The organism is Hominimerdicola alba 8, assembly GCF_000178155.2.
In the GTDB taxonomy this organism is placed as follows: Bacteria; Bacillota; Clostridia; order Oscillospirales; family Ruminococcaceae; genus Hominimerdicola; species Hominimerdicola alba_C.
This window is the reverse complement of the sequence record NZ_ADKM02000100.1, coordinates 1-24,310: the sequence shown is the minus strand read 5'-3', so window position 1 is coordinate 24,310 and position 24,310 is coordinate 1. Positions and strand designations below refer to the sequence as shown.

The window sequence follows — 24,310 nt, the reverse complement described above, 5'->3', positions numbered from 1 at the left end:
TGAAGAATTAATGTAAGATTTTGAAGCAGCAAATAGTGCTTATTTTTAAATGCTTTACATCAGATAAGAATGTTTTCACATATCTGTCAGAGTTATGTGTGCAGCACGAAAGTTCTGCGGGAGAGTTTCATATTATTGTATCTGCTTTTCGGCGAAAGCAGACTTATAACTCCGCATAACGTAAAATAACTTCATTTCGAGTCGAAAATAATCTTGATACACATTCAAATCAGTTACAAATATTGTAATAATATACACTGTAACCGTTACACAGCATACAAATTTCTGACTTATGGAAGTTCATATTGTCAAAGTCTGCGCTGAATTTTCGTTAAAAATCACGAAGAAATCGCGTGAACATACATTCTCACACTATATATTGTGGTTTTGCTGATATTCAATTCTATATATGCTGTAATTCTTTTGTAACTAATTAATTATGCGAGTTCATTTAACTATTTCCGCTCTATGTTCACATAAAATGTGATTGACAAGTTGATTTTTTTTATATATAATGAACATATCCACAAAGTCAACGATGGGTCAATGAAGGTAATTGAAGAGTTTTGTTATTGTTCACCAGGAGGTGAAAACGTTGATACTAAAAAAGACAGCAGCAGTCATCATGGCAGCAGCTATGATGCTGGGAAGCACAGTCCTTGCGGAAAACAATGCTATTACAGCAAGTGCGGCGCAGGACAGAAGTGGTATTTGTGCAGTTGATTACATTGACGTTCGGGCTGATGCCGATGCTAATTCTTATGCTAAGGGCTGGCTTGACGGCGGCGACTACATAACGATACTGGGCGAAAAGTATGACAGCAACGGAAAGCTGTGGTACAGAGTCCTCTATGAACTGCTGGACGGCTATGTGCCTGCCGAGTGCATATCGGAATTCACGGCGCAGGGCAGCAGCAGCGACTACGAGTCATATCTTGAATCACAGGGTTTTCCTGAAAGTTACAGGGTATACCTCAGGGAGATGCACAGGCAGCACCCCAACTGGATATTCGAGGCACAGCATGTGGGCATCGACTGGGAAAGAGCTGTAAGTGAAGAAACTGTCATCGGCAGAAACCTTGTACACAGCTATGCGCCTGACTCATGGAAGTCGATGGAAAAGGGTGCTTATGACTACAGCACAGGTCTGTGGTATCAGCTTGACACAGGCTGGGTCGCTGCATCTGAGGGGATAATCAAGTATTATCTTGACCCCAGAAATTTCATAAATGATGATGGCATATTCATGTTTGAGAACCTGTCATACGACCGCAATGTTCAGACACGTTCGGGCGTTTCGGCTATACTCAGCGGGTCATTCATGGGCGGCGATTATGTCTGCCCTGACACGGGTGAAGTTCGCAGCTATGCCGATACTTTCATTGAAGCGGCTGAAACTTCGGGCGTATCGCCATATCATCTGGCGCTGAGATGTCTTAACGAACAGGGCAGATACGGTGCGCCGCAATCGCTGGGCACAGTTGAAGGCTACGAGAATTATTTCAACTTCTTCGATGTACAGGCTTTTGCGACCGCTACCATGACAGCAGGCACAAAGGCGGCAGAATACGCATCAACCTATGACTCTTCGATATTACTGCCCTGGACAAATCAGTACAAGTCGATAATCGGCGGGTCGATATTCTTAGGCAACGGCTACATCAACCGTCAGCAGGATACCCTTTATTTGCAGAAGTTTGACATGACTGACGGCGGCAACGGCTACTTTGCACACCAGTATATGACATGCGTTTTCGGTCAGGCAACAGAAGCGCGCAACATGCTGAATGCTTACAGCAGTGATGTTCTGGCGACTGCAATGGAATTCAAGATACCCGTTTATGACAACATGCCATCAGGTGTATGCCCGATGCCCGGTACTGAAAATGACAGCAACGACTATCTCGGCGGACTTAGCATTGAAGGTGTCGGTATATCACCTGCTTTCAGCAGCGGCAGACAGGAGTACACTGCAACAGTAAACGCTGACAGTGTGAAAATATCTGCTTGGGCAGAAAGCGATAATTCATCTGTATACGGCACAGGCAATGTTTCGCTGGTCAACGGCAAGAATGTTTTAAAGGTGACCTGCATATCTGCGGGCGGAACCAGCCGTGTTTACACGATAACCATTCAGAACAACGGCGGCACAAAGGCTGTTTCTCCATCAGTTCCGAAAACGGCAGACTGCGATATAAACGGTGACGGTTCTGCCAATGTTACCGATGCGTCAGTCGTACTTGCGCACGTTTCGGGTAAAAAGGCTCTGAAAAAGGACTGCTATCAGCGTGCAGACATTGACGGCAACGGTATGGTAAACATTAAAGACGGCATGACATTAGTCAAAATGCTGGGCATAAAATAGTGAGATTTCCTGCGAAGTATAGTTATAGAAAAAGCCGCACTCGCCAATATTTGGCGGGGGCGGCTGATTTTTTTCGCATAATCATCAAAATACTCTTGACATTCGGTTGAATTAATATTATAATTAAAATAACCAGAATATTTAATATCGGTATCAAATAATTTGTACGGCATAGCTATATGCAACTGTCGGGAATGGAGGAAATATGCTTATATGTAATAAATGCGGTAAAACAGGCAAACGCGGCAAATTCTGCGTTTACTGCGGGGGCGAACTCAGTGAGTTTTTCACTATAAAGACCGTTGAGAGCGATGCCGAACCTACCGCTGAATGCCCTGAGTGCGGAAAAAAATTCGCTGACGGCAAGTTCTGTGTTTTCTGCGGTACTGCGCTGAAACCCATCGGCGGCGCTGTCATTGATGATGCACCCGCTGTTCAGGAGATGTCCGAACCTGTTGTAGAAACTCCCGCCGCAGAAGTTCCCGAAGCGGGCGGTCAGCTGGTATGTGTTGAGTGCGGCAAGATACATGAGCGCGGAAAATTCTGCACTTCATGCGGTGGTGCGCTCAGAGCCGTTGGAGCGGTTGAAGGATCACCCGCACCTATCGTGGAAGAAGCGCCGGTGATCAAAACTCCTGCTGCAGAGGCAACCGCCGCTGACAACAGCAAACTTATCTGCCCCGCCTGCGGAAAGATACATGAAAGAGGCAAATTCTGCACTGTATGCGGCACAGGTTTACAGCCGATGGGCGCTGCACCTCAGCCCGAACTTGCTGTACAGCCCGAACCTGTACAGCAAATGCCTGTTCAGCCTGCTGTGCAAACGACTGATGGTAAGCTGGTCTGCACAGAATGCGGCAAGGTACATGAAAGAGGCAAGTTCTGCACTGCATGCGGCGGAAATCTGGTTCCCGCAGGCGCACCATCCGAACAGCCTGCACCTGCCCCCGCGCCTTTAATGGCACCTCCAACTCCTGCGCCGATACCTTCTGCACCCACTGCATCGCACACATCAGGACTGGTTTGCCCCAGCTGTGGCAAGACCTTTGAGCGAGGCAAGTTCTGCACAGTATGCGGAACTACACTGGTCGCTCAGAGCGATCAGACTTCTGCCCCTGTAAATGACGGCATGATGCACTGTACTCAGTGCGGAAAGACTTTCCCCAGCGGAAAATTCTGCACCGTTTGCGGCGGCAAGCTGGTAACTTCTGACATGCTGAATGTCTGATAGAAAACATAAAATATGCCCCGAAGCATTCAGATGCTTCGGGGCTTTGTGTTTTGGTATAGGGATATTTTCTTACAGCGGCTTATTTTTTTATAAGTTCGGACAGTGTATCTGTGACGAACTCAGCGAAGTCACCATCACCGCGAAACACACTGCGGTTCTGGTTTTTGAGCAGACCCTCCAGTGCGGCGGGGATAATGGCATGGTCAGCCGTTTCAAGCATTGGAAGGTCGATAGTGCTGTCGCCCGCCGCCGCAGTGAACGGGAACTCTTCCCTTTCGGCAAGGCGGTGGAGCGCACTGCCCTTATTTATCTTTGGCGGCAGAAAATATATCTTCCTGCCAGATGCCATAACATCAAGTTCTGTGATACTGCCGTATTTGTCCATAAAATCGGGCACATACTCTGGTTCGGCACAGGAGATGTACAGATACATTTCATCGACTATACGCACCACATTCAGCAGAGGGTCGCCCTCCAGTTCGGCGCGGAGTTTTTTCATAAGCGGCATAAGTTCAGCGGCATAGCGCAGATGTTTCTCCCGCCACTTTTCGTTCTGCACGCCGTTCTCTATGAGGATAGCGCCGTTGGTGGTTATGGCGCGGTCAAATGAATTTTCGGGCAGTCTGATGCGCTCAAACTGTTCTACCGAGCGGGTGGTAAGCGGTACAAGTTCAACAGTATCAGGCAGAGCCGAAAGCTGTTCATATACGCGGCGGGACATAAATCCCTGCTCAGCGCCGCGCAGTATCTCAACGCAGATATCACCCTCGCGCTTATGCTTGTAGGAGTGTATCAGCGTATTGTCAAGGTCGCATGCTAAAAGTATCTTTCCCATATCAGTTATCCGCCATAGTTTTGATAAGCCCGCAGGCGCGGTAATGCCTGAGCGGGTACTCTACCAGTTCACAGCCCTTTTCCTCAGCCAGCTGATAGAGATGACCGAGATGCTCGCTGTCATCAAGGCTATGCACCAGCATTTTCCAGGGCATGCGGCGCAGAAGAACTCTTGTCGCTTCGCCAATGCTGGGCTTTACCAGATTTATGTCTGCGATGTCAAAATCGCGGCAGATATGGCGCACCTCCTCCATAGTATTTTCTGCTGTATCTGCGGCTTTATCGGTGAGGTCATAGTCCTCGAATGAGAATTCCTGCTCTACCCTGTTGATGAAGTGATAGGTCAGGTCTTTATCGGCAAGTTCTTTATAGAAGACCGCACCGTGAAAATCATTTTCACCGATTATGTCGGAACGCAGGAAGGTTCTGCTGAGAAGCCCTGAAACTGTCGAATTAAGACAACTGCTGGCGATAAGGAAGTCATCGTGAGTGCCGCATTTTTCGGAAATGAATGCGGGGTCAGACAGCACTCCCAGACCTGCACTGACCTGCGGGTAATCTGCCATAGCTTCAACAAGCTGGCGGGTGATAGCGCCTTTACCCGTCCAGCCATCAATGAACTGGATATACTTAGGGTCATGCCTTGCCAGTATATAGTCCATAGCGTTCTTGTCGATGCCGCGTCCGCGGATTATCGAAATGGTATAATGCGCCACGTTGATGCCGTACTTTCTGTCCATATAGTGCTTCAACAGCACGCCGATGGAAGTGCCTGCTCTGGCGAGAGATACCAGCACCGCTTTTTCGCCCTTATCTTTGTATATCAGCTGAGCAAGTCTGCCCACAGCCTCAGCGGTGATGCCGCTGTACATATCAAGAGCGGTATAGAACATTTTCATATACTGCTCAGACGGCTCATATTCAATGGGGAGCATTTCGCAGTAATGTCTGCCGCCCTGTATAAGCCGCTCACGTTCTTCTGTGGTCTGGGGTTTTACCTGACCTGTTATATCTTTGAGAAGTATTGTTACATCATCAGATCTGTATGAACCGAACATCAGTTATATCCTTTCCACAATTATCTCGCGGCAGCCGTAGTGACGCAAAAGGGCTTCAAGCTCGGTGACTGCCTCCATATTATCGGGGGCAGAATCGGTGACTATGACTGCCGAATCATAGCGGGCGAGGTCATAGAGATAGGTCTGTCTCCCCTTTTCATAGAAACTCTGGAGCTTGTAGCCGTTGAATATCGGGTAATCGTCATCGGTGCAGATACCGATGGGACTGCGTGTGGTCGCGTGGAACTTCACGCTGTCGTAATTGCCGCTCTGTTCAAGCTGTTCGGCTATCAGCAGACCTGCATACATGCACTCTTCTGTGCCGATGACCACAATATCTCTGCCTGCGGGCAGCATGGTGCTGTCGGCAGAGGTTATAAATCCATGCCGCGCAAGAACATCATTGATATATTCTCCGATGACCACTCCTGTTCTGGGAGAGCGTCCGCACTCGTCTTTTATCAGGTAAGCCGACTTGATGCAGTCATCATCGAGGTCATTCGCGGGCAGGTCTGATGCGCCTGTTATAGCGAACTTGTTGACAGTTTCAGTGTAGTCGATATTGTCTATCTTAAGAAGTTCACGGCAGATCATTCCCCTGTCGGCAAGGCGCATGATATTCTCATCGCTCATGCGGTTGATGATGGACGCGGCAACAACACGCTTTTCGTTCAGCTGAGGGAACGACTGTTTCAGCTGTTCAAGCATGTTGACAAGGGTTTTGCCTGTGGACAGTTCATCATCTACGAAAATTACAGTTTCAGTCTTTTCAAGTGCAGCGGCAAAGCCATCAGCAGAAAGTTTCTGCTCGGTGGCATGGCTGTGTTCTTCCTGAAATTCTATCCAACTGCTGACTTCGGGAACTTCCTCACGGGTGGTGGTGATATACGAACAGCCGACGCCCATGCACTCAGCCACGACAGCGCCGATGGCGGTAGCTGTTTCGGCAAAACCGACTACCAGCTTAGTTTCGGGGAACTCGGCTTGCAGTCTGCCGCCGAGTGTGCGAAGCATGGTCAGGCAGTCGCGCGGGCTGACAGGGATATGCTTTCCCTGAAGAGGGTCAACCAGCAGATAAGTGCGCTTGGTATTGTGGAAACGCTTTGCGAGGTGCATCAGCTGTTGCTGCGAATACTCAGCGAAACTGCACTCTTCAACGGGTACAGCATTCATCACGGAACTGCCTTTTACCACGTAGGCAAGGTGTGTATCAAAAGTTTTTCTTTTTGTTAATGACTGACTTTCCATTGTTTTCTCCTTATGAAATGATTACGTGATAATCCCGCTGACACACCATACCAAACAGCCTTTCAGCGAGCATTAGAATAATTGGTGGTTTTCTTTTCCTCGTTATACCTTTATTCTTAGTGGTGTTTTAAAGGGATGACCATAAATGATTATTCAAACACGCCACAAAGTTCTTGCCATTGCAAGGGCTTTGTGCTGCATTTGAAATGCAGCTCAGATCAAACATAACTCACGGCTCACACCTTAGAACCGTGTGTGAGCCGTGAAAACGTTATTTACTTGTTGTTTACAGAATTGGTAACAGTCTTTCTGATGAGGTCAACAGGTATCATGGTCAGTGCCATGATGATTACCAGTACCCAGCCTGCTATGCCGAAAGGCTCACAGCTGAACATCTTGCCTATCCACTGGAAAGGTGCAAGAGGTATCAGTGCGCAGTTAACGATAACTGCCTGTACAGCGATGATAGCAAACATTACCTTGATGAATCCTGGGTTCAGGTTCAGACCCTTGAATATGCCGAACCTGTCATCTCTTACATTGAAGCCGTTAGCCAGTGCGCTGAGAATGAACAGTACGAAGTAGCCTGTCTTGAGCTTGTCTACGTTGCCATCAAACAGGTTGGTGCATACAAGACCCTTTGAAAGATCCTTCATGACATCACCGATACCGTTGCCTGCGGCAGGTATCAGGAAGTACAGGAAACTCATGATAGTCAGCCAAGCGCCCATAACACCGATCTGTATAGCCATCGGCTTGCTGATGATGCTTTCATCTCTTCTTCTGGGCTTTTCGTGCATGTACTTTTCAAGTGCAGGCTCGTTGCCCAGCATGATAGCGCCCAGACCGTCCATAACGAGGTTAACGAACAGCAGGTGAGTAACTTTAAGAGGTTCTTCAACGCCGAAGAACGGACCGAATGCGGAAACCAGAACTGCGGCAACGTTGATGACCAACTGGAACTTGCAGAACTTAAGAATGTTGTGGTAGATAGTTCTGCCGTAAAGGATAGCGTCCTTGATGGACTTGAAGTTATCGTCGAGGATAACGATCTCGCCTGCTTCCTTAGCGGCTTCTGTACCACTGCCCATTGCGAAGCCGACATCGGCTTTCTTAAGTGCAGGGCTGTCGTTTACGCCGTCGCCTGTCATGCCGACAACGAGGTTCATTTCCTGACATATCCTTACCATTCTAGACTTATCGGTAGGCAGTGCTCTTGCAATAACTCTGATATCGCGGACGATCTTCTTGACCTCTTCGTCAGACATCTTATTCAGTTCTGCGGAAGAGAGTGCGATGTCATTATCGGACTTGATAAGACCTGCGTCCTTAGCGATAGCCTTTGCGGTTTCAAGACGGTCACCTGTGATCATTACGACCTGGATACCTGCGTCCTGAACTTCCTTGATAGCTTCCTTAGCCTCAGGACGAACATCATCTCTGATGCCCACCAGACCGATGATAACAACATCATCGTTGATCTGATTCTCGACCATAGCCTTTTCGGAGTAACCGAAACTCAGTACACGCATAGCTTTGTTTGCCAGCGCATCGATCTTGGCATTCAGCTTAGCCATATCGATATCCTTGATATTACCGTCAGCATCAAGGTACTTTGTAGCCTTAGCCAGCAGTCTTTCGGGAGCGCCCTTGTAGAAGGTCTTGCCCAGATTATCTATTCTGGACTGGCTGAACTTGTTAGCAGAGTTGAAGCCCTGATAAGTGGTGACTTCATACTCGGTGTTTTCTTTAAGTGCATTGAAATCAGCCTCACCGATAAAGTGCATAAGTGCCTGATCGGTGAAGTTACCGCCGATGACATTGTGATTGCCGTCGAACAATGACTGAGTGTTCTTACCGATGGAGATATCAAGAAGGGTCTTTACCTGCTTGTGGTTTGCAAGCTGATCGTTGGGGATAACATTGCCGTCAGCAGTGAAGAACTCAACTACTTCCAGCTTACCCTTTGTGATAGTACCTGTCTTATCGGAGAACAGAACGTTCAGAGAACCTGCTGTTTCGATACCGACAGCCTTACGTACCAGAACGTTGTGGTCGAGCATCTTGCTGGTGTTCTGCATCAGTACCAGCGAGATCATCAGAGGCAGACCCTCAGGAACTGCGCAGACAACGATCAGGATAGCGATGGAAACACCGTCAACGAACTTGCCGATTATATCGCCCCAGCCCCAGCCTGCTGCGGAGGTATTGAAGAATACCGAAGGACCCTTGCCAAGTACGTCGCCGGCTTCGGTGACAACGTTAGCGAAGAAGATGAAGTAAATGAAATAAACTATGGCGATTATGATAGCGGAAACATAGCCGAACACCGAGATCTGGTTAGCCAGCTTAGCCAGCTTGACTTTCAGAGGTGAATCGGGTTCTTCCTCATTCATTTCCTCAGCCATCTTACCCATCATTGTCTTAAGACCGACATTTCTTACATCGAGGTAACCCTCGCCGTCGATACATACAGCGCCTCTGAACAGCGAATGTTCATCAACGAAAGTATCGCCTGTGATCTCGGAAGGCATCTCAAAGCCTGCCTCAGCAGCAGTCTTCTTGCACTCCTCAGCCTCACCGTTGAGTGCGGAGTTATCGACCTTGATATTGCCGTGTACCAGCACGCCGTCAGCGGGTATCTTATCGCCCGACTGGAGCAGTATCAGGTCACCGACAACGACATCATCGACTTCGATGACATTTGTAGTACCTTCGCGGATAGCTTTACACTTATCCTTCTCAGCACTCTCTTTGAGTTCGATATACTTCTGGTCGCTGGCAACGTTTGTCTTTGCCGAAACGAAAGCAACTATCAGGACTGCCACGATAGTACCGATAGGCTCGTAAGGTTCAGCCAGACCGAATATCGCCATTACTATCATCAGTGCGGCGATAGCCAGCAGGATCTTGATCATCGGGTCACCGAATGTTTCAAGAAACTCCTTAAAGAACGTGGTAGGCTCTGCCTCAGGTATGGCATTTGAGCCATTTTTTGCACGAGATTCTTCGACCTGTTTTGAGGTCAAACCTTTTAGATCCATAAATTTTAAAACTCCCTTACAAACAGATCAGCTGTATGAACAGCCGAATTTTTTCAGAAAATAAGGAGAAACCGCGGCATCTGCCGCAGTTCTCCTGTTTTCTTTGTTTTGAGTACGGACTATCACATGCCCGCATATCTTCCGGCAAGTTCAGATAAACTGCCGTCGTTGGTGCCCTGACCTATAGCATTGAACTTCCATTCATTGTTATGCCTGTAGATCTCACCGAACACCATTGCGGTGATGCCCGGATAGCTGTCAGTCAGGTTATACCTGCATATCTCCTTGTTGTTTCTGGCATCCACCAGTCTGATGAAAGCATTGTTTATCATGCCGAAATGCTGATTTTTCTGCTTTGCGTGGTAGATGTTTACAGTAACAACGATCCTGTCATACTGAGGCGGCACCTGAGCAAGATCAACAACGATCTGCTCATCATCGCCATCACCTGCACCTGTAAGGTTATCGCCCATGTGAACGACTGTACCTGTTGCGTGGCGCAGATTGCCGTAGTAGATTATGTCATTCTTATTGACAAGTCTGCCGTTCTGGAGCATGAATGCAGCTGCGTCACAGTCGATGGTGTCACCGCCGACAGACTGCATATTGCCCGAAGTGTTTGAACCGCCAAACAGTCCGGAGAAAAAACCGCCCTGCTTCTGCTGGGGCTGAGGTCGATTTGCTTCGTCCCAGCCAAGACCGACAATAACCTTTGAAAGTCCTGCGCTCTCTTTAGAAAGGCTGACTTTCTGTCCTTTTTGCAAACTGATCGACATAGCAGCTTACTCCTTACTCAGCGTCGATACCATAGTGACCGCAGAGTGCTGCAAGTCCGCCCTGGAAACCGCTGCCGATAGCGTTGAACTTCCACTCGCCGTTGTTTCTGTACAGTTCGCCAACAACTATAGCTGTTTCGATGGAGAAATCCTCACCCAGATCATATCTGACGATCTCCTCGCCTGTAGCCTGATCAACTATACGAACGAAAGAGTTGGATACCTGACCGAAGTTCTGTCTTCTGTTGTCAGCATCATAGATGGTAACAGTGAAAGCGATCTTGGAGATATTCTGAGGGATCAGGCTCAGGTCGATCATGATCTGCTCGTCATCACCGTCGCCGCCGCCTGTCAGGTTATCGCCCATGTGCTTTACAGAACCGCTGGTGTGTTCAAGGTTGCCGTAGAAGATGAATTCCTTCTCGCTGGGGCACCTGCCGCTGTCATCTACCATGAATGCAGCGGTATCGAGGTCGAAATCTACACCCGAATCGAACGCATTTACGTCCCAGCCCAGACCTACCATGATGTTCTTCAGTCCGGGATTACCCTTTGTTAAGCTGACTTTCTGTCCTTTGCTAAGATTGATTGGCATAATAATGTTCCTCCTTTGGATCATTTGGCTTTCGCCTTGTTGTCTTGGGGTATTGCCCCATTTATCTTTCTGTAATTGCAATTATAGCAGAAATTTCCGCGCTTGTCCAGCGACAAGCAGTGGAAGTTTCGCAACTAATGGTTGCACTTTACAGATAGCTTACTTTTTAACGGGCACATCGTAGTGAGCCTTGAAATCCTGCTTGATAGCTTCCAGTCTGATCTTATCGTCCTGACGCTTCTTGCGTGCCTCAGCCTCGATGCCTCTGGTTTCTTCGATACCGTTCATGATAGTCTTCCATGTGGTTTCGAGAGTTTCTATCTGTATTGAACTGCCTGATGCCAGTCTTGCGGTCATCTTGGACTGTTCAACAGTGTTGTGAGCATTCTTTATAAGCATCTCGTTAGTTTTCTGGTCGAGTGCAGCCATCGACTCAGCCTGTATCTTCTGGCGCTTGAGCAATATAGCCTGAGCAAGAGCCTGCTTGAAGATAGGCAGGGTAATGATGAATGCGGAGTTGATCTTTCTGACCAGATTATAGTTGGAGAACTCCATAGTCTTGAGCATCGGTATCGACTGCATAGCAACGTTCTCGGCAGTACGCAGATCCTGAACTCTCTGTTCGAGCATCATGAGTGCCTGATTGAGTGTCTGTAACTCAAACTGTATGGAGTTATCGCCTGTCTTTGCAAGCTCATCCTGCTTCTGTGCGATGTATGCTTCAAGTTCCTTACAGCCCTGCTCGCCTGCGAGGATATACTTTACCAGATCGTGATAGAAGCCCACGTTAGCCTCAAACATGGTATTGAGTTTTCTGTTGGACTGCTTTATCTCGTCCTCATATTTTCTCAGCTGAACGTAGATCTTATCTACTTCATCGCCCATAGTGTGGTACTTGGAGAGTATCTTATCCAGCTGCTTTCTTGCGTTGTTGAAGAACTTTTTGAAGAACGAAGGATCGTCCTTTATCTCGTCAACATCGAACTTTGACATAATGCTTGCAAGTGTCTGCATCAGCTGACTGGTTTCATCGATCTGTGACATATTCATGCTGTTGAGCACCTGATCGGAAGCCTTTGAGATCTCATCGGCAGCCTCAGCGCCGAAAGATACGATAGAATCAAGGTTGTCCAGTTCGATAGTGCTTACAAGAGCATCTACTTCGGGCGAGTTGACGAGTTCAGTGGTCATCTGCTCTCTGTCTGCCACGATGTCGTACTTTTCTACCACTGCCAGTTCAGTATCCTGCTGAACGGGAGCTGCTGCCATAGTTGGCATTGCGTTTGTTGTCGGTGTTGCGGTCGGTGCAGCCTGTGGAGCTGCCTTGCTGAAATCAAGTCCCATAGTTATTTACCTCTCTTAAATATTCTGTCACGCCATGAAGTTGGCTGTTTTTTGACTACAAATCTTCTCAGATCGGGAACGTTAAGGTCATAAACGTAGTCACCTATCTGATGTTCTTCCATTATCAATGTATTGAAATGCTTTTCAACGCTCTGGTAGCCTGTGGGCACAAAGAACACCACATCAAAGCCTATCAGGTTGAGGAATGCAACAATGATCGAATCTTCGAGCGAGATCATACGCTCACCCGAATTGATGTATATCAGTTTCGGATTGGTCTTGGTGAAGTCAAAACTCTGTATCTTCCTGACAAGATCCATATTCATATTCATTACAGTTGCAACTATCGTATATTCGGTGCCGTTCTCAAAAGTACCTTTTATCATACGGCTGTCGATAAGCAGCTGCAATTTATCAAGGATATGATCCTGTATCTCGTCACGCAAAAAGCCGTAGCGGAAGCTGGGGTGATTTTTGATGACATTTCTTTGCAGCACACCTCTTTTAAGAAATTCTGTGCTGTAACTTTTCATTTCATTATAGCTGTCAGAACTTATATACGGTGCCTGAGTTATCAGGAAAGTATCGGGGGTGAGCAGCTGTTTTATGCTGCCCCAGTACTGTTCAAGATCAGAATCTTTAACGCCCGAAACTTTTGCAAACAGCACAGGCATGTTCACCACATCGTCAACTGTACTGAAATTCGGTCTGTACTTAAGTTCTTCTTTCCAGAGGATAGCTATTTCCTCGTACATTGTTTTAAGTGTTACGGCATTAGCCTTAGAATACTGTCTGTTGCGGTAGATGCCGGAATCATGGTACATCAGCGTATCCAGTTCACGTTCGGCATGATAGGCAAGCGTCGCCATTTGCAGCTGAGTGTTCTCTGCGGGGAATTTCTTCACATCAAGTGTTTCAGCGCAGTTCTGTTCATACAGCAGCTTGTCTTTCAGGCAGCATTTTTCCGCATTCAGGTTTGGCAGAAGTATCAGCACATCGACAGGCAGCCTTGAAATGAAACGCATGAACATCGCCTCATTCTCGTTGCGGCAGCCGCCCATATAGATAAAGCATGCGACTTCGGGCATACGCCAGTTGGCAAACAGCTGAGCCATATACCTTTTCAGCCAGCAGATAAGGTAGACAGCCTTGTTGGTCAGCTTATTGAGATTATTGCTCTCATTTTTGCATTCATCGAGCATGGTATCAACAAAGCTCTTGACCATTACCCTTTGCAGTTCGATATTATTGCCGTAGCGTATCTGAAGAGCGAGGTCGGCTATCATCTGTTCGGGTTTATTATAGTATTTGCGGGGAACATTATTTATCTCGTCCGGTGTTGGCAGCGGAATGACTTCATCTACGATCACGACTCTCCTGCCGCTGTTTTTGATCTCCAGCTGCATCTGGTAGAGGTCATTCAGATAGGTCAATTTATCCCAGACGCCATTTATCCTTGTATAGATATTGTAAAACAGCTTCGGGTCATTGCCGCGCGCGCTGACAGGCATTTTAAATTCAGCGATATGATCCTGCTCGCCGCTTATCCAGGCATTGGTACAGTTGGAAAACTTCGGTGCAGGTCCGTAAAGACGCTGTTTGCTCGCTTCAGCCTGCTGCATATCGCGCATACCCCTAAGACTATAGCCGTCAGGGAAAGCGCTCAGTCCTGCGATATCCAGCTTATAGGACACCAATGACTGAGGGTCAGCCTTAAGATAGCCCTCATCACCGTTATACTCAAGCAAGACGACATCACAGCCCGCATTTGAAAGCACTGTTATCAACAGCAGTTCGTAGTTGCTTATATCGCCTTCATACAATATTTTGGGCACTTTGTTCTCGCCCAGCTGAGCAGTCACACGCTCAAACTTATAATACAGCCAGCACATGAACTTGATATAGCAGTTTTTCAGCATATTATCGTTTTTGCCCTGACTGCGCAGAGTTGCTAGGGTGTTATAGATAGACCCTGCAACGGTATCACGCTGATAATCACTCATTCGCGGGAGCCATTTTTTCAGCTTCATGGTCAGGAAATTCAAGTCCATCTTAAAATCCATGCCCATCATTTCTTCAAAATAGGCAAGGTTCTTATTATCGGGATTAGGTATCCTGCCCTCGATAATGACACCGCCTGTTCTTGCGGCTTCGTAATACCTCTTTATAAATTCTGCGACCTGCTCATTATATCCGCAGATACGGTAAAAATAAACACATTTTTCAGGTCTTGCGTTAAGTTCTTTAAAGTAATCGTCAAGCCCTCTTAATTTCTTATGCTCAAACATTCAGACATACCCTTAATATATCCGTCAGCAGGCAGCAGATGCCCGCCGCGGGCAATTTTTTTCTAAAGTTTCGTGCTTAAAAAATTGGCACAATTAACCTTATATATTATACCCTAAACCGCAAATAAAAGTCAAGAGTTATTCACACTTTGGTATTCAATTCGTTAATTTATCTATATAACCAGCGTTATACTTAGGCACTTCAACCAAATCATTTATGATGATATTGTGAAAATCGACCTATAACAAAACCGCACCTTAATAAAGGGCGCGGTAAAGAAATCATCTTATGAAATTTGTGAATACATGTTCTTCCTGTTCAGGCAGACCAAACTCTTTCTTACCCAATTCGATCGAACGCATCAGGAAAACCATATTTTTGGCGAGAGTACGCATTGTCTGAAGGCCCTCAGCGTCCTCAGATGCCTGTCCCGGTGCAGCACCGTGAACGCTGTTCCAATACTGGCTTGAAACAACGGGCATTCCCGAAATAGTAAAATATTTATTAAGTTCATCAAATGTTGCAGAGCAGCCGCCGCGTCTTGCAACAGCAACAGAAGCACCCACCTTCATGCGTAAATCGCACTGAATGCTGTAGAAAAGCCTGTCAAGACATGAAACAAGCGTACCATTAGCAGAAGCGTAATAAACAGGCGATGCGATAACAAGACCGTCAGCCGCTTTAAGTTTTTCAGCGATATCGTTAACTCCGTCGTCGATAACACAGCAGCCCTTTTTAGAACAGCCGTTGCAGCTAAGGCAGCCGCGAATATTTTTATTGCCGACATTAACGATCTCAGCATCAACATTTTCAGCAGCAAAGATTTTCGCCATCTCAGCAAGTGCGAGGGCTGTATTTCCGTTTGACTTGGGACTGCCGTTAAGCATCAGAACTTTCATAAAATGTACCTCCGATCATAATATATAAACCAAAGTTTACTTTTAAATTATAGCACATTTTATAAAATAAATCAAGAAAAAAAGACTGATGAAAAATCATCAGTAAGTGCGATGGCGGTATTTCAGTTTGACTTATAGCAATCCGCCTTAAAATTCAAACAAAATCCGGTCACAAAACCCATAAATCCGAGCTTTAGCGACCGGATTTTGTGAATTTAAATAGTTGGATTGCTATAGGACTTCCTAATCGAACACCCTACGAACCCGAATGACCGCAACAAACAGACAATATTGCTGACCAATTTAATATTAAATAAGCCTTTGTATCTGCGCATTGTGGGATACAAAGCTTTTTGTATATAACACTGATATTTTGTTTTCATAAATTATATTTTTAAGTAAAATACATCGAATAATATGTTATATTATTGACATGCAATATTTGGTTATGGTACAATATAATGTACGAATTATCAATTTTGAATAATTCGTTCTGCCGTATCGGTAAGGAAAGTTTAGGAGGATATAAAAATGAAGAGTAAAAAGATCATAGCGGGGCTTCTCTCGCTGACATTTGTGTTTGGTGGTACTGTTAGCAATTGTGCGCCTATGATATCACAGTGCATAACCGCGCAGGCGGCTAGAGAGGTTTGCTATACTTTTGATAAAAATACTGGTGTGCTTACGCTTAGGGGTGAGGTAAACAATACTGATATATGGATTGCTAACATAAATAACCGCGGACAAATAAAATCTGTCATAGCTGAAGCAGGAACAGTACTGCCGAAAAATTGTTATGGGCTATTCAATGATTTTAGCTGTACTTCTATCGACCTATCAAATGCTGACACAAGTAAGGTTACAGATATGTCTGATATGTTCTATGACTGTTTCAACCTGACCGATCTTGATGTTAGCGGATTTGATACTAGCAATGTTACAGATATGAGTAGAATGTTCGATGGTTGTGATGAATTATCTTCAATTGATCTAAGTTCATTTGATACAAGCAATGTTACAAATATGAGTGGGATGTTCAATTACTGTAAAAGCCTGACCACACTTGATTTAAGTTCATTTAATACAAGCAATGCTACAAAAATGAGTGATATGTTCTCTGGATGTGAAAGCCTGACTTCACTTGATTTAAGTGGATTTGATACGAGCAAGGTTGGGGGTATGTCATATATGTTCAATTACTGTACAAGCCTGACCTCACTTGATGTAAGCAGTTTTGATACAAGCAATGTTGCAAATATGTCATATATGTTCAATTACTGTACAAGCCTGACCTCACTTGATGTAAGCAGTTTTGATACAAGCAAGGTTACAAATATGTATTATATGTTCGGTGGTTGTACCGGCTTGACATCGCTTGATGTAAGTAATTTTGATACAAGCAATGTTACAGACATTCACAGTATGTTTTACGATTGTTCCAGCCTGACATCACTTGATGTTAGCAGGTTTGATACGGGCAATGTAAAAAATATGAGTTATATGTTTGAAGATTGCTCTAGTTTGACATCAATTAATCTGGGCAGTTTGGATACAAGCAATGTTACAGACATTAACAGTATGTTTTATAATTGTTCCAGCCTGACATCACTTGATGTTAGCGGGTTTGATACGGGCAATGTAAAAAATATGAGTTATATGTTTGAAAATTGCTCTAGTTTGACATCAATTAATCTGGGCAGTTTGGATACAAGCATGGTCACAACGATAGCAGGTATGTTCTGGGGGTGTTCTGGACTGACCAAACTTGATGTAAGTAATTTTGATACAAGTAATGTTACAAGTACGAACAATATGTTTAATGGTTGTTCAAACTTAGAAAAACTTGATTTGAGTAGTTTCGACACAAGCAAAGTAAAATATATGTATGATATGTTCGCTGGCTGTGAAAAGCTGAACACACTTACTCTTAGTGAGAATTTTAAAAATATTAAAGAAGACGCCGTACTCCCTAACGGTGACGGCTGGGTGAATATTAATGACCCTAAAACTGTTATCAGCGGTAATGGTGATTATGCAGTTATTGAAAACAACGGTAAAAACACTTATAAACTCTTTGGCACTGTCAAACTCACATACCCTACAAACATAAAGTTTGAATACAACCAGATATATCACCAGGGAAGATTAACATGGGACAAAGTCGAGGACGCTGACAGATACGGCATCGCTTTATATCTGGCAGGCAAATGGAGAATACAGAAACAGGATATCACTACCACTTCTTACACAACTCCAAAGAACATGACACCGGGTACTAGCTACAAGCTAGCGATCGCGGCAAGAGTTGACGGCGAATGGGATACAGCAAACGCTATCAAACATGCGGTGACTATCTACATACCTAATGATACAGATTCTGATGGGGATGGTATTGAAGATTTCTACGAAAAGGAAGAAAATGTATCGAGTTATACTATAGCCCCTATTATTGACAGCTGGATCGATGACAGCGAAAGCATTAGCGGGAAAAATCCGAAAATACCAGATCTTGAAGATTTGGGCATGAATATGAGAGGTTCTTCTACACTTGTTTCTCCGGAGGATAAGAATGGACCCAGAAAAAACGAAATTATCGCTATACGAAAAAGAAACGTAGGTATTGATGCCACATTCGCTTTATCCACTTCCAAAAACAGCTACTTTGCTTTTACTATAACAGGCACTAAGGAAACAAAGTACGGTGAAGGATATACGACTGACGATTATGAATCTACTGTTAAGATATTCAATGCTACTGAAACTGAGGTAACTGAACCTGTAGAAATCAGACTTTCTGACGATTTCACAGAGATAACATATGTCTTTAAACTTGAACAAGATTCAGCATATATGATACTCGTCAATAACCCAACTAATAATAACGAGGGCGAATATGAGATCCATATTTCGGAGGATAACTGGTTGTATGCGCCGAATGGGGGAAGACAGACATATAAAACATCTCAGGTAGAATGTGACAACGTATACGTAAAACTTGCAATAATAACTGATGAAGAAAACTTTGAATCAATAAAAGTTAATGCTGTTAATTACACACAAGTAGACGTTCCATACCTTGAAAAACCAATTGATATTATATCATTAGCTGGCGTATTAGTAATAATTTTGAAGGCTGATCCTAAGGTGGGTTCTGCTCTTTCATTTGCTGGTTTTTTGACAACGCCATTGTATGAAATAATTACAGATAAGAAGCAGCAGGAATTGTACGAAGCTATTGATGCAACTGGAGGATATATATGTTTCTCAAATATATGTACAACCGATCAGTGGCTTCGTGATTACTATCCCACAGAATGGACATCACCTGGATATATCAATAGATTTTTGGGAGATCCAAAATATGGACAAATAGCAATTGTCGAAACCGAGGTAGATTTTGAATTGTTAAAACAATTAATATATCAAGAGGTTTCAAATCAAGAAGGAGAAAACTCATGATAATTATTATTTTCAGTTTGATTTCAGTGATATTCACACTGGTAAAAAAACATATCATTCTTAAAAACAGTAACGGTCTTTTTTCTGTTAAACTTTTATTTGATAACAAGAGAATCTCTCATATACTTACTGTTTTATTCTGTGAATTATTATGGCTTTTATTTTCACAAAATAATATATTGATTTTATATGTTACAATATCATTCGCTGTTATAATATTGTTTATTGTTTTCAGTCATACAATATATAATAGCAATACAAAATTGCTTGTTACTTATCTTGGAAAAAAGCATAAAGTAAATAAAGTCGAATTAAATAATGATAAAAAAATAATACGATTTATTCTGGAAGATAGAGTCATAGAATATACCATATACAATAAGAAATGGTATAACATCATTTTATCCCAGATCAGTAATAATCAACCATACACTGAGTGAAACTGAACTCTAAAGCATACATTCGAACGCATGAATAAAAGCGCGAAGATTATCCTGCTTCCTTATAGGATATAATTAAGTATGTAGACATGAAACTCAAATTTAAAGGCGATAAGCGAATCGGACCCTGCCGGATATTGATCTCGGCGGGGTCTTGATTTTGTATTTGCGGAGGGCTTGACGGTTATTGATTATAGCGCACCCGCCTCAAAATCCCCCACCCTACCAAATCAACTCAAAATAGATTAAACTAGTAATAACTAAAGAAGTCTAAGAGGAGTTGATTAGAATGAATGAGATAACGAAGATCAAAAACGAAGTTAAGCTGAAACAATGGGTTGAAAAGATAGCACCGACAGTACTTCCGAAAACGCAGCTTGGAAAGGCATTTGAATATGCTTTCAAGAGATGGGAATTTCTCGGTAACTACTTCAAAGACGGTGACTGTTCGATCTCGAACAATGCCGCTGAAAATGCGATAAGACCTTTCACCGTTGGGCGTAAAAACTGGCTGTTCAGCGACACGCCCAAAGGTGCTAGAGCAAGTGCTGATATCTACAGTATCGTAGAAACTGCTAAGGCAAACAGACTTGATGTTTTCAAATATTTTGAGTTGCTGCTGACAGTTCTGCCGAGCATGGAGTTTTTTATCAATCCCGATATACTTGAAGAACTTCTGCCTTGGAACGAATCTGTGCAGAAAATTTGTAAAGCAATATGAGCGATCCCCGGGCTACTGCTCGGGGATCTGTGTTTTGGTGGGGGGTGTTGGGGGGGACAAATGATGAACAAGGAAAATCGGTAATTCATATAAGTTTTACATTCCACATAAAAACAAATGCTAATTCGCATTCATATATCTCATTTACCGAATATAAGCCTTTTTGAGCAATTAAGTGTATTTAATTAGGCATAACTAAAATTAAACTAATTTTAATTATACATATTGACAAATTTACTCTGTGGTGTTATAATAAAATTGCATTATTCTTCAATTCAAATTGTTATACAAAGCAAAGTTTTTATAGGATTTTTCAATGTATTTTGCCACAAGAATGAGGAGGGGATATTTTAACAGCTTTTAATACGACATTAACCGTGGTATGGGTTGGGTAATGATGTAATACATAACGATAAGGAGTAATTAAACATGAACAAAATCGCGAAGAAAATCTTGACCTTTGCAGCCGCAACAACGATGGCGACAACAACTGCTTTTGTAGCTTCTGCTGGCTATGGTCATTCTACCGATAAATTTGACTATGGCATGACAAGATTTTTACTTGCTTCAGGTCAGTATTCAAATTTCTATTGCAAAGTACAAAAGCATACAGCTACAGCCATTGTAAAAAGGAACGGAGATGGTGGATTTACGGATAAAGACAAGAAAGAGGCTAAAAAGGGTAAATGGGCAAAAGCAGAAACACAAAAATATCTGTACTATGATGAATACAATTCATATTATGATCATCCGGGTGGAGTTAAGTAGTATGGATCAACTTAAGACATGATAAGAACAGTAAAGAGCGATATAAATGATCGCTCTTTACTCTCTTTTTTTGCGAAGGGAATAAAATGAAAAAAATAGTATACTTTCTGTTGTTTATAGTTATTGCTTGTACAGTATTCATAAACGATTATGTACAAGAGAAAAATGCTTATCTACTTGAACTTAATAAGATAGGTGAAAAGAATACGTTTGCCTGTCATGTCTTTTTATCTTCAAAAGAAGACGATAAAGAGAAAATATATAACACACTTGATGATACACTAAAGCAATACGGCGGAAATTTGTATTGCAACAGTGTAGATAAAGATGGTATTTACGCTAAAAATATTTTGGCATATAACTATACCGTTTTTGAAGACATTTCCCTTGGGGAAGGTCATTTTTTTGAGGACAAGGATCGTTCTTCTGATAAGTATCTTACAACTAAAAAAAATGATGACCCGAAGTGTATAGGAAGGATCAACAGCTTCGGAAAAGATATGTTATTCAGTATCAGAACAATGAAAACATATTTTGATAATTCTGCCGATCCATTAAATAAATCATTTATAATATGTACTGCTAATAACGGCGATTATGATAGTATAAAAAAGCAGCTTGGTGCTAATGGTATTATAGTGACAGAGGATACATCTGAACGTGGTGAAGCGGGCGAGACAAAACCAATAATGATAATAGTCTACATCACTATTGTTATTCTCGGTGTTATTACATTTTATGATATTATAATGTCATCAAAAAAATATGCGGTAAAAAAGTTACTTGGGTATAATAATACGGATCTTTGTATAGGCAGTGTTGCGGTGATCGCTTTGCTTGAAGCGATGGCTTTTGCTTTATCTGCCATTATATTGTCATTAGTTTTGTTTTCTGAAAAAAATAGTTTGTATAGTGATTTCATTCTGCATATAATAAAAAGTTACGGTGTTGTACTTATCCTTACAATTGTACTTAATGCCGTTCCATTTGTCTACTTAAGGTGCATTTCGATAAGTGATGCTGTCAAAAACAGACTGCCTATAAAAGCCATAAGTCGTTTCAATATTATAATTAAAAGTGTACTCAGCATTGTCGTTATAGGTTTTTCTATAAACGTTATCGCGCAGATACGTTCATATAATAATCTTAATCACAGCAAATATGATGATTGGGAAAAGATACATGACTATGCTTATATCACGAATTATATTATAAGCAATGATAGTTCATGGACAGGCGAAACAGATGAGGATTACAGCAATTTCAAAAAACTATATATTGAACTGAATGAAAAAGGTGGCATATATGCCGATTTTTGCTATTTTTCGCCATTGTATGCCAAAGAATTCAAGCAAACGGAATTTGTCCCAAGAATGAGTGTAGAAGTAAACACAAATTATCTGAAAAAGTTTCCTGTTAAAGATGAAAACGGTGATAATATCGAAATATCAGAAAATGAAACAGATACGATCGTTATCGTCCCATTAAAATATAAAGATAAACTGGATGAAATAACAGAGTATTTCAGTTCGGACTTTTCACCGACAAATAAGACCAAACTGATATGGGCCGAAAACGATCAGGAGTATTTTACTATGCTTGTTGATACAGCTGTAGATAATTATAACAGGATCAAAGACCCGATACTGTATGTATTGACTGAAAACAATGCTGAGGATTATGACTATCAGATAGTTGCACAAGATAATTATTACATTCATGTAGATGATTACAAGGACAGCCAAGCTGAAATAAATAATATTTTTGGAAAATATTATGACCTTGATGAAGTAAAGTTTGTTTCATGCAGTATTTACGAGGCAGTTGAAGACCAAATCGCACAAAACAGCATGATGATAAAAATATATAGTGTTATACTGTTGCTGACACTTATTGCAGAGATAATGATATCTATTCAGAATATCACAATACATATAAAACACTATGTAGTTCACATAGCAGTGAAAAAAATTCTTGGTTATGGTTTCATTGACCGTTATTCGGGAATATATGTTGATTCTTTATTATCAAATATCAGTGTTACGATCGTGTCATTGGTACTGTTCAGAAATTGGCTTGTCCTGCTGATCGGTATCATAATGATAATTTTTGATGTTTTGCTGACATCTGTATTTATCAGTTATAAAGACAGCAAAAGCATTCTTGAATATACAAAGAGAGGATAGTTATGATAGTATTAAAAAAGATAAGCAAAAAATACGGTAAAAAAGTGATCTATGAAAATTTCTCCCTGACAATAAATGACGGAGAATTCGTGGCTATAGTCGGTGCAAGCGGAAGCGGAAAAAGTACACTTCTTAATATCATAGGTCTTCTTGAAACTGTCGATAAAGGCAGAGTGTCTATAGATGATCTTACGGATATTACCCCTCAGAGTAATAAAGCAATTTCTATAATACGTTATAAATTCAACTATCTTTTCCAGAATTATGCCCTGATAGACGAAGAAACAGTAGAATATAATTTGAAACTTGCCTTACGTTTCACAAAGGGAAATAAAAAGGAATTGATCAGAAATGCACTAAAAAAAGTGGGGCTTGATGGATATGAAAAGGCGAAAATATATCAACTTAGCGGCGGTGAACAGCAAAGAGTTGCTCTGGCGAGAGTTATTTTAAAACCTTCAAAATACATTCTGGCAGATGAACCTACAGGATCCTTAGATCCTGATAACAGAGATATTGTTATTAAAACATTAAGAAGACTCAATAAAGAAGATAACAAAACTGTGATAATAGTTACTCACGATACGTATGTTGCAGATCAATGTGATAGGATAATTAAGATCGGCTGATCAGACGGTTCCCTAAGCCTATTGGAGCACTCATTTTCCGTTCCGCATAATTCATAATCAGAATTGTGGAGCATACCGCAACAGGCACAAACCCTATTGAAACGAATAAACGCAAGCCCTCAGAAACGCTCTGTAAGCGTTTCTGAGGGCTTTTTCTTTTCCACTACGCAGGATACAGCAGGAGCGAGTTGTCGAAACAACTCGCCTTGCTGATTATTCGTCCTCATCGCTGCACTCATCAAGATTAAATCAAAAAAAGACTGATGAAAAAATCATCAGTCTTTTTAGGTTTTGTGTCGGCGACAACTTATTTTCCCGGGCGGTCGCCCGCCGAGTATTTTCAGCGAAGATGAGCTTAACTTCTGTGTTCGGCATGGGAACAGGTGTGACCTCATCTCAATGATCACCGACTAAATTGAAGAGG

Annotated in this window: 16 protein-coding genes and 1 rRNA gene; 7 read left to right on the top strand and 10 right to left on the bottom strand. The window is 42.8% G+C overall.

All coding sequences use genetic code 11. The annotated features are described in order from the left end of the window. Positions 1 to 595: 595 nt before the first annotated feature. Both CUS_RS12375 and CUS_RS12370 read left to right on the top strand, forming a co-directional pair. Entirely contained in the window at positions 596 to 2,365 is a 1,770-nt protein-coding gene (locus tag CUS_RS12375) for a dockerin type I domain-containing protein (protein ID WP_002851282.1), read from the top strand. 205 nt (positions 2,366 to 2,570) lie between these two features. Continuing rightward, a complete protein-coding gene (locus CUS_RS12370) occupies positions 2,571 to 3,593 on the top strand; it encodes a hypothetical protein (protein ID WP_002851207.1) in 1,023 nt (340 codons plus the stop codon). An 82-nt stretch (positions 3,594 to 3,675) separates the two neighbouring features. Here CUS_RS12370 and CUS_RS12365 read toward each other — a convergent pair whose 3' ends face one another. The 9 genes from CUS_RS12365 to CUS_RS12325 all read right to left on the bottom strand — a co-directional run bounded on the left by CUS_RS12365 (position 3,676) and on the right by CUS_RS12325 (position 15,683). After that, on the bottom strand, positions 3,676 to 4,431 hold the full coding sequence (locus tag CUS_RS12365; protein WP_002851216.1) for an HAD family hydrolase: 756 nt from the start codon (positions 4,429 to 4,431) through the stop codon (positions 3,676 to 3,678). Between the two features lies 1 nt (position 4,432). Further along, the gene (locus CUS_RS12360; protein WP_002851236.1) at positions 4,433 to 5,488 is read right to left on the bottom strand and encodes a cysteine protease StiP family protein; all 1,056 of its coding nucleotides are present in this window, start codon (positions 5,486 to 5,488) and stop codon (positions 4,433 to 4,435) included. 3 nt (positions 5,489 to 5,491) lie between these two features. After that, positions 5,492 to 6,736: a phosphoribosyltransferase domain-containing protein gene (locus tag CUS_RS12355; RefSeq protein WP_002851223.1), complete on the bottom strand. Its 1,245-nt coding sequence runs from the start codon at positions 6,734 to 6,736 to the stop codon at positions 5,492 to 5,494. Between the two features lie 275 nt (positions 6,737 to 7,011). Next, positions 7,012 to 9,780 (bottom strand): cation-translocating P-type ATPase, encoded by a 2,769-nt coding sequence (locus tag CUS_RS12350; protein ID WP_002851283.1) that lies wholly within the window; start codon positions 9,778 to 9,780, stop codon positions 7,012 to 7,014. A 122-nt stretch (positions 9,781 to 9,902) separates the two neighbouring features. Then, a complete protein-coding gene (locus CUS_RS12345; protein ID WP_002851169.1) occupies positions 9,903 to 10,556 on the bottom strand; it encodes a TerD family protein in 654 nt (217 codons plus the stop codon). 13 nt (positions 10,557 to 10,569) lie between these two features. Further along, positions 10,570 to 11,151 carry a TerD family protein gene (locus CUS_RS12340; protein WP_002851316.1) on the bottom strand — a complete coding sequence of 194 codons (582 nt, stop codon included), beginning with the start codon at positions 11,149 to 11,151 and terminating at the stop codon, positions 10,570 to 10,572. Positions 11,152 to 11,310: 159 nt separating this feature from the next. Beyond that, the gene (locus CUS_RS12335) at positions 11,311 to 12,495 is read right to left on the bottom strand and encodes a toxic anion resistance protein (RefSeq protein ID WP_002851240.1); all 1,185 of its coding nucleotides are present in this window, start codon (positions 12,493 to 12,495) and stop codon (positions 11,311 to 11,313) included. 2 nt (positions 12,496 to 12,497) lie between these two features. Then, the gene (locus tag CUS_RS12330; RefSeq protein WP_002851263.1) at positions 12,498 to 14,783 is read right to left on the bottom strand and encodes a YceG family protein; all 2,286 of its coding nucleotides are present in this window, start codon (positions 14,781 to 14,783) and stop codon (positions 12,498 to 12,500) included. 282 nt (positions 14,784 to 15,065) lie between these two features. Beyond that, positions 15,066 to 15,683 (bottom strand): flavodoxin family protein, encoded by a 618-nt coding sequence (locus CUS_RS12325; protein WP_002851209.1) that lies wholly within the window; start codon positions 15,681 to 15,683, stop codon positions 15,066 to 15,068. Positions 15,684 to 16,214: 531 nt separating this feature from the next. On the opposite strand from CUS_RS12325, the gene CUS_RS18720 reads away from it, so the two are divergent. The 5 genes from CUS_RS18720 (at position 16,215) to CUS_RS12295 (ending at position 23,886) form a co-directional block, all read left to right on the top strand. After that, positions 16,215 to 19,142, top strand: coding sequence for a BspA family leucine-rich repeat surface protein (locus CUS_RS18720; protein ID WP_002851225.1), 2,928 nt, complete (start codon positions 16,215 to 16,217; stop codon positions 19,140 to 19,142). A 729-nt stretch (positions 19,143 to 19,871) separates the two neighbouring features. Next, positions 19,872 to 20,303: an IS66 family transposase gene (locus tag CUS_RS12310; RefSeq protein WP_002851276.1), complete on the top strand. Its 432-nt coding sequence runs from the start codon at positions 19,872 to 19,874 to the stop codon at positions 20,301 to 20,303. 429 nt (positions 20,304 to 20,732) lie between these two features. Continuing rightward, the gene (locus CUS_RS12305; RefSeq protein ID WP_002851297.1) at positions 20,733 to 21,071 is read left to right on the top strand and encodes a lactococcin 972 family bacteriocin; all 339 of its coding nucleotides are present in this window, start codon (positions 20,733 to 20,735) and stop codon (positions 21,069 to 21,071) included. Positions 21,072 to 21,157: 86 nt separating this feature from the next. Further along, on the top strand, positions 21,158 to 23,257 hold the full coding sequence (locus tag CUS_RS12300) for a hypothetical protein (RefSeq protein WP_002851281.1): 2,100 nt from the start codon (positions 21,158 to 21,160) through the stop codon (positions 23,255 to 23,257). 2 nt (positions 23,258 to 23,259) lie between these two features. Beyond that, positions 23,260 to 23,886 (top strand): putative bacteriocin export ABC transporter, encoded by a 627-nt coding sequence (locus CUS_RS12295; RefSeq protein ID WP_002851315.1) that lies wholly within the window; start codon positions 23,260 to 23,262, stop codon positions 23,884 to 23,886. 294 nt (positions 23,887 to 24,180) lie between these two features. On the opposite strand, the gene rrf is transcribed toward CUS_RS12295, so the two are convergent. Further along, a 5S ribosomal RNA gene (gene rrf / locus CUS_RS12290) occupies positions 24,181 to 24,297 on the bottom strand. Positions 24,298 to 24,310: the final 13 nt, after the last annotated feature.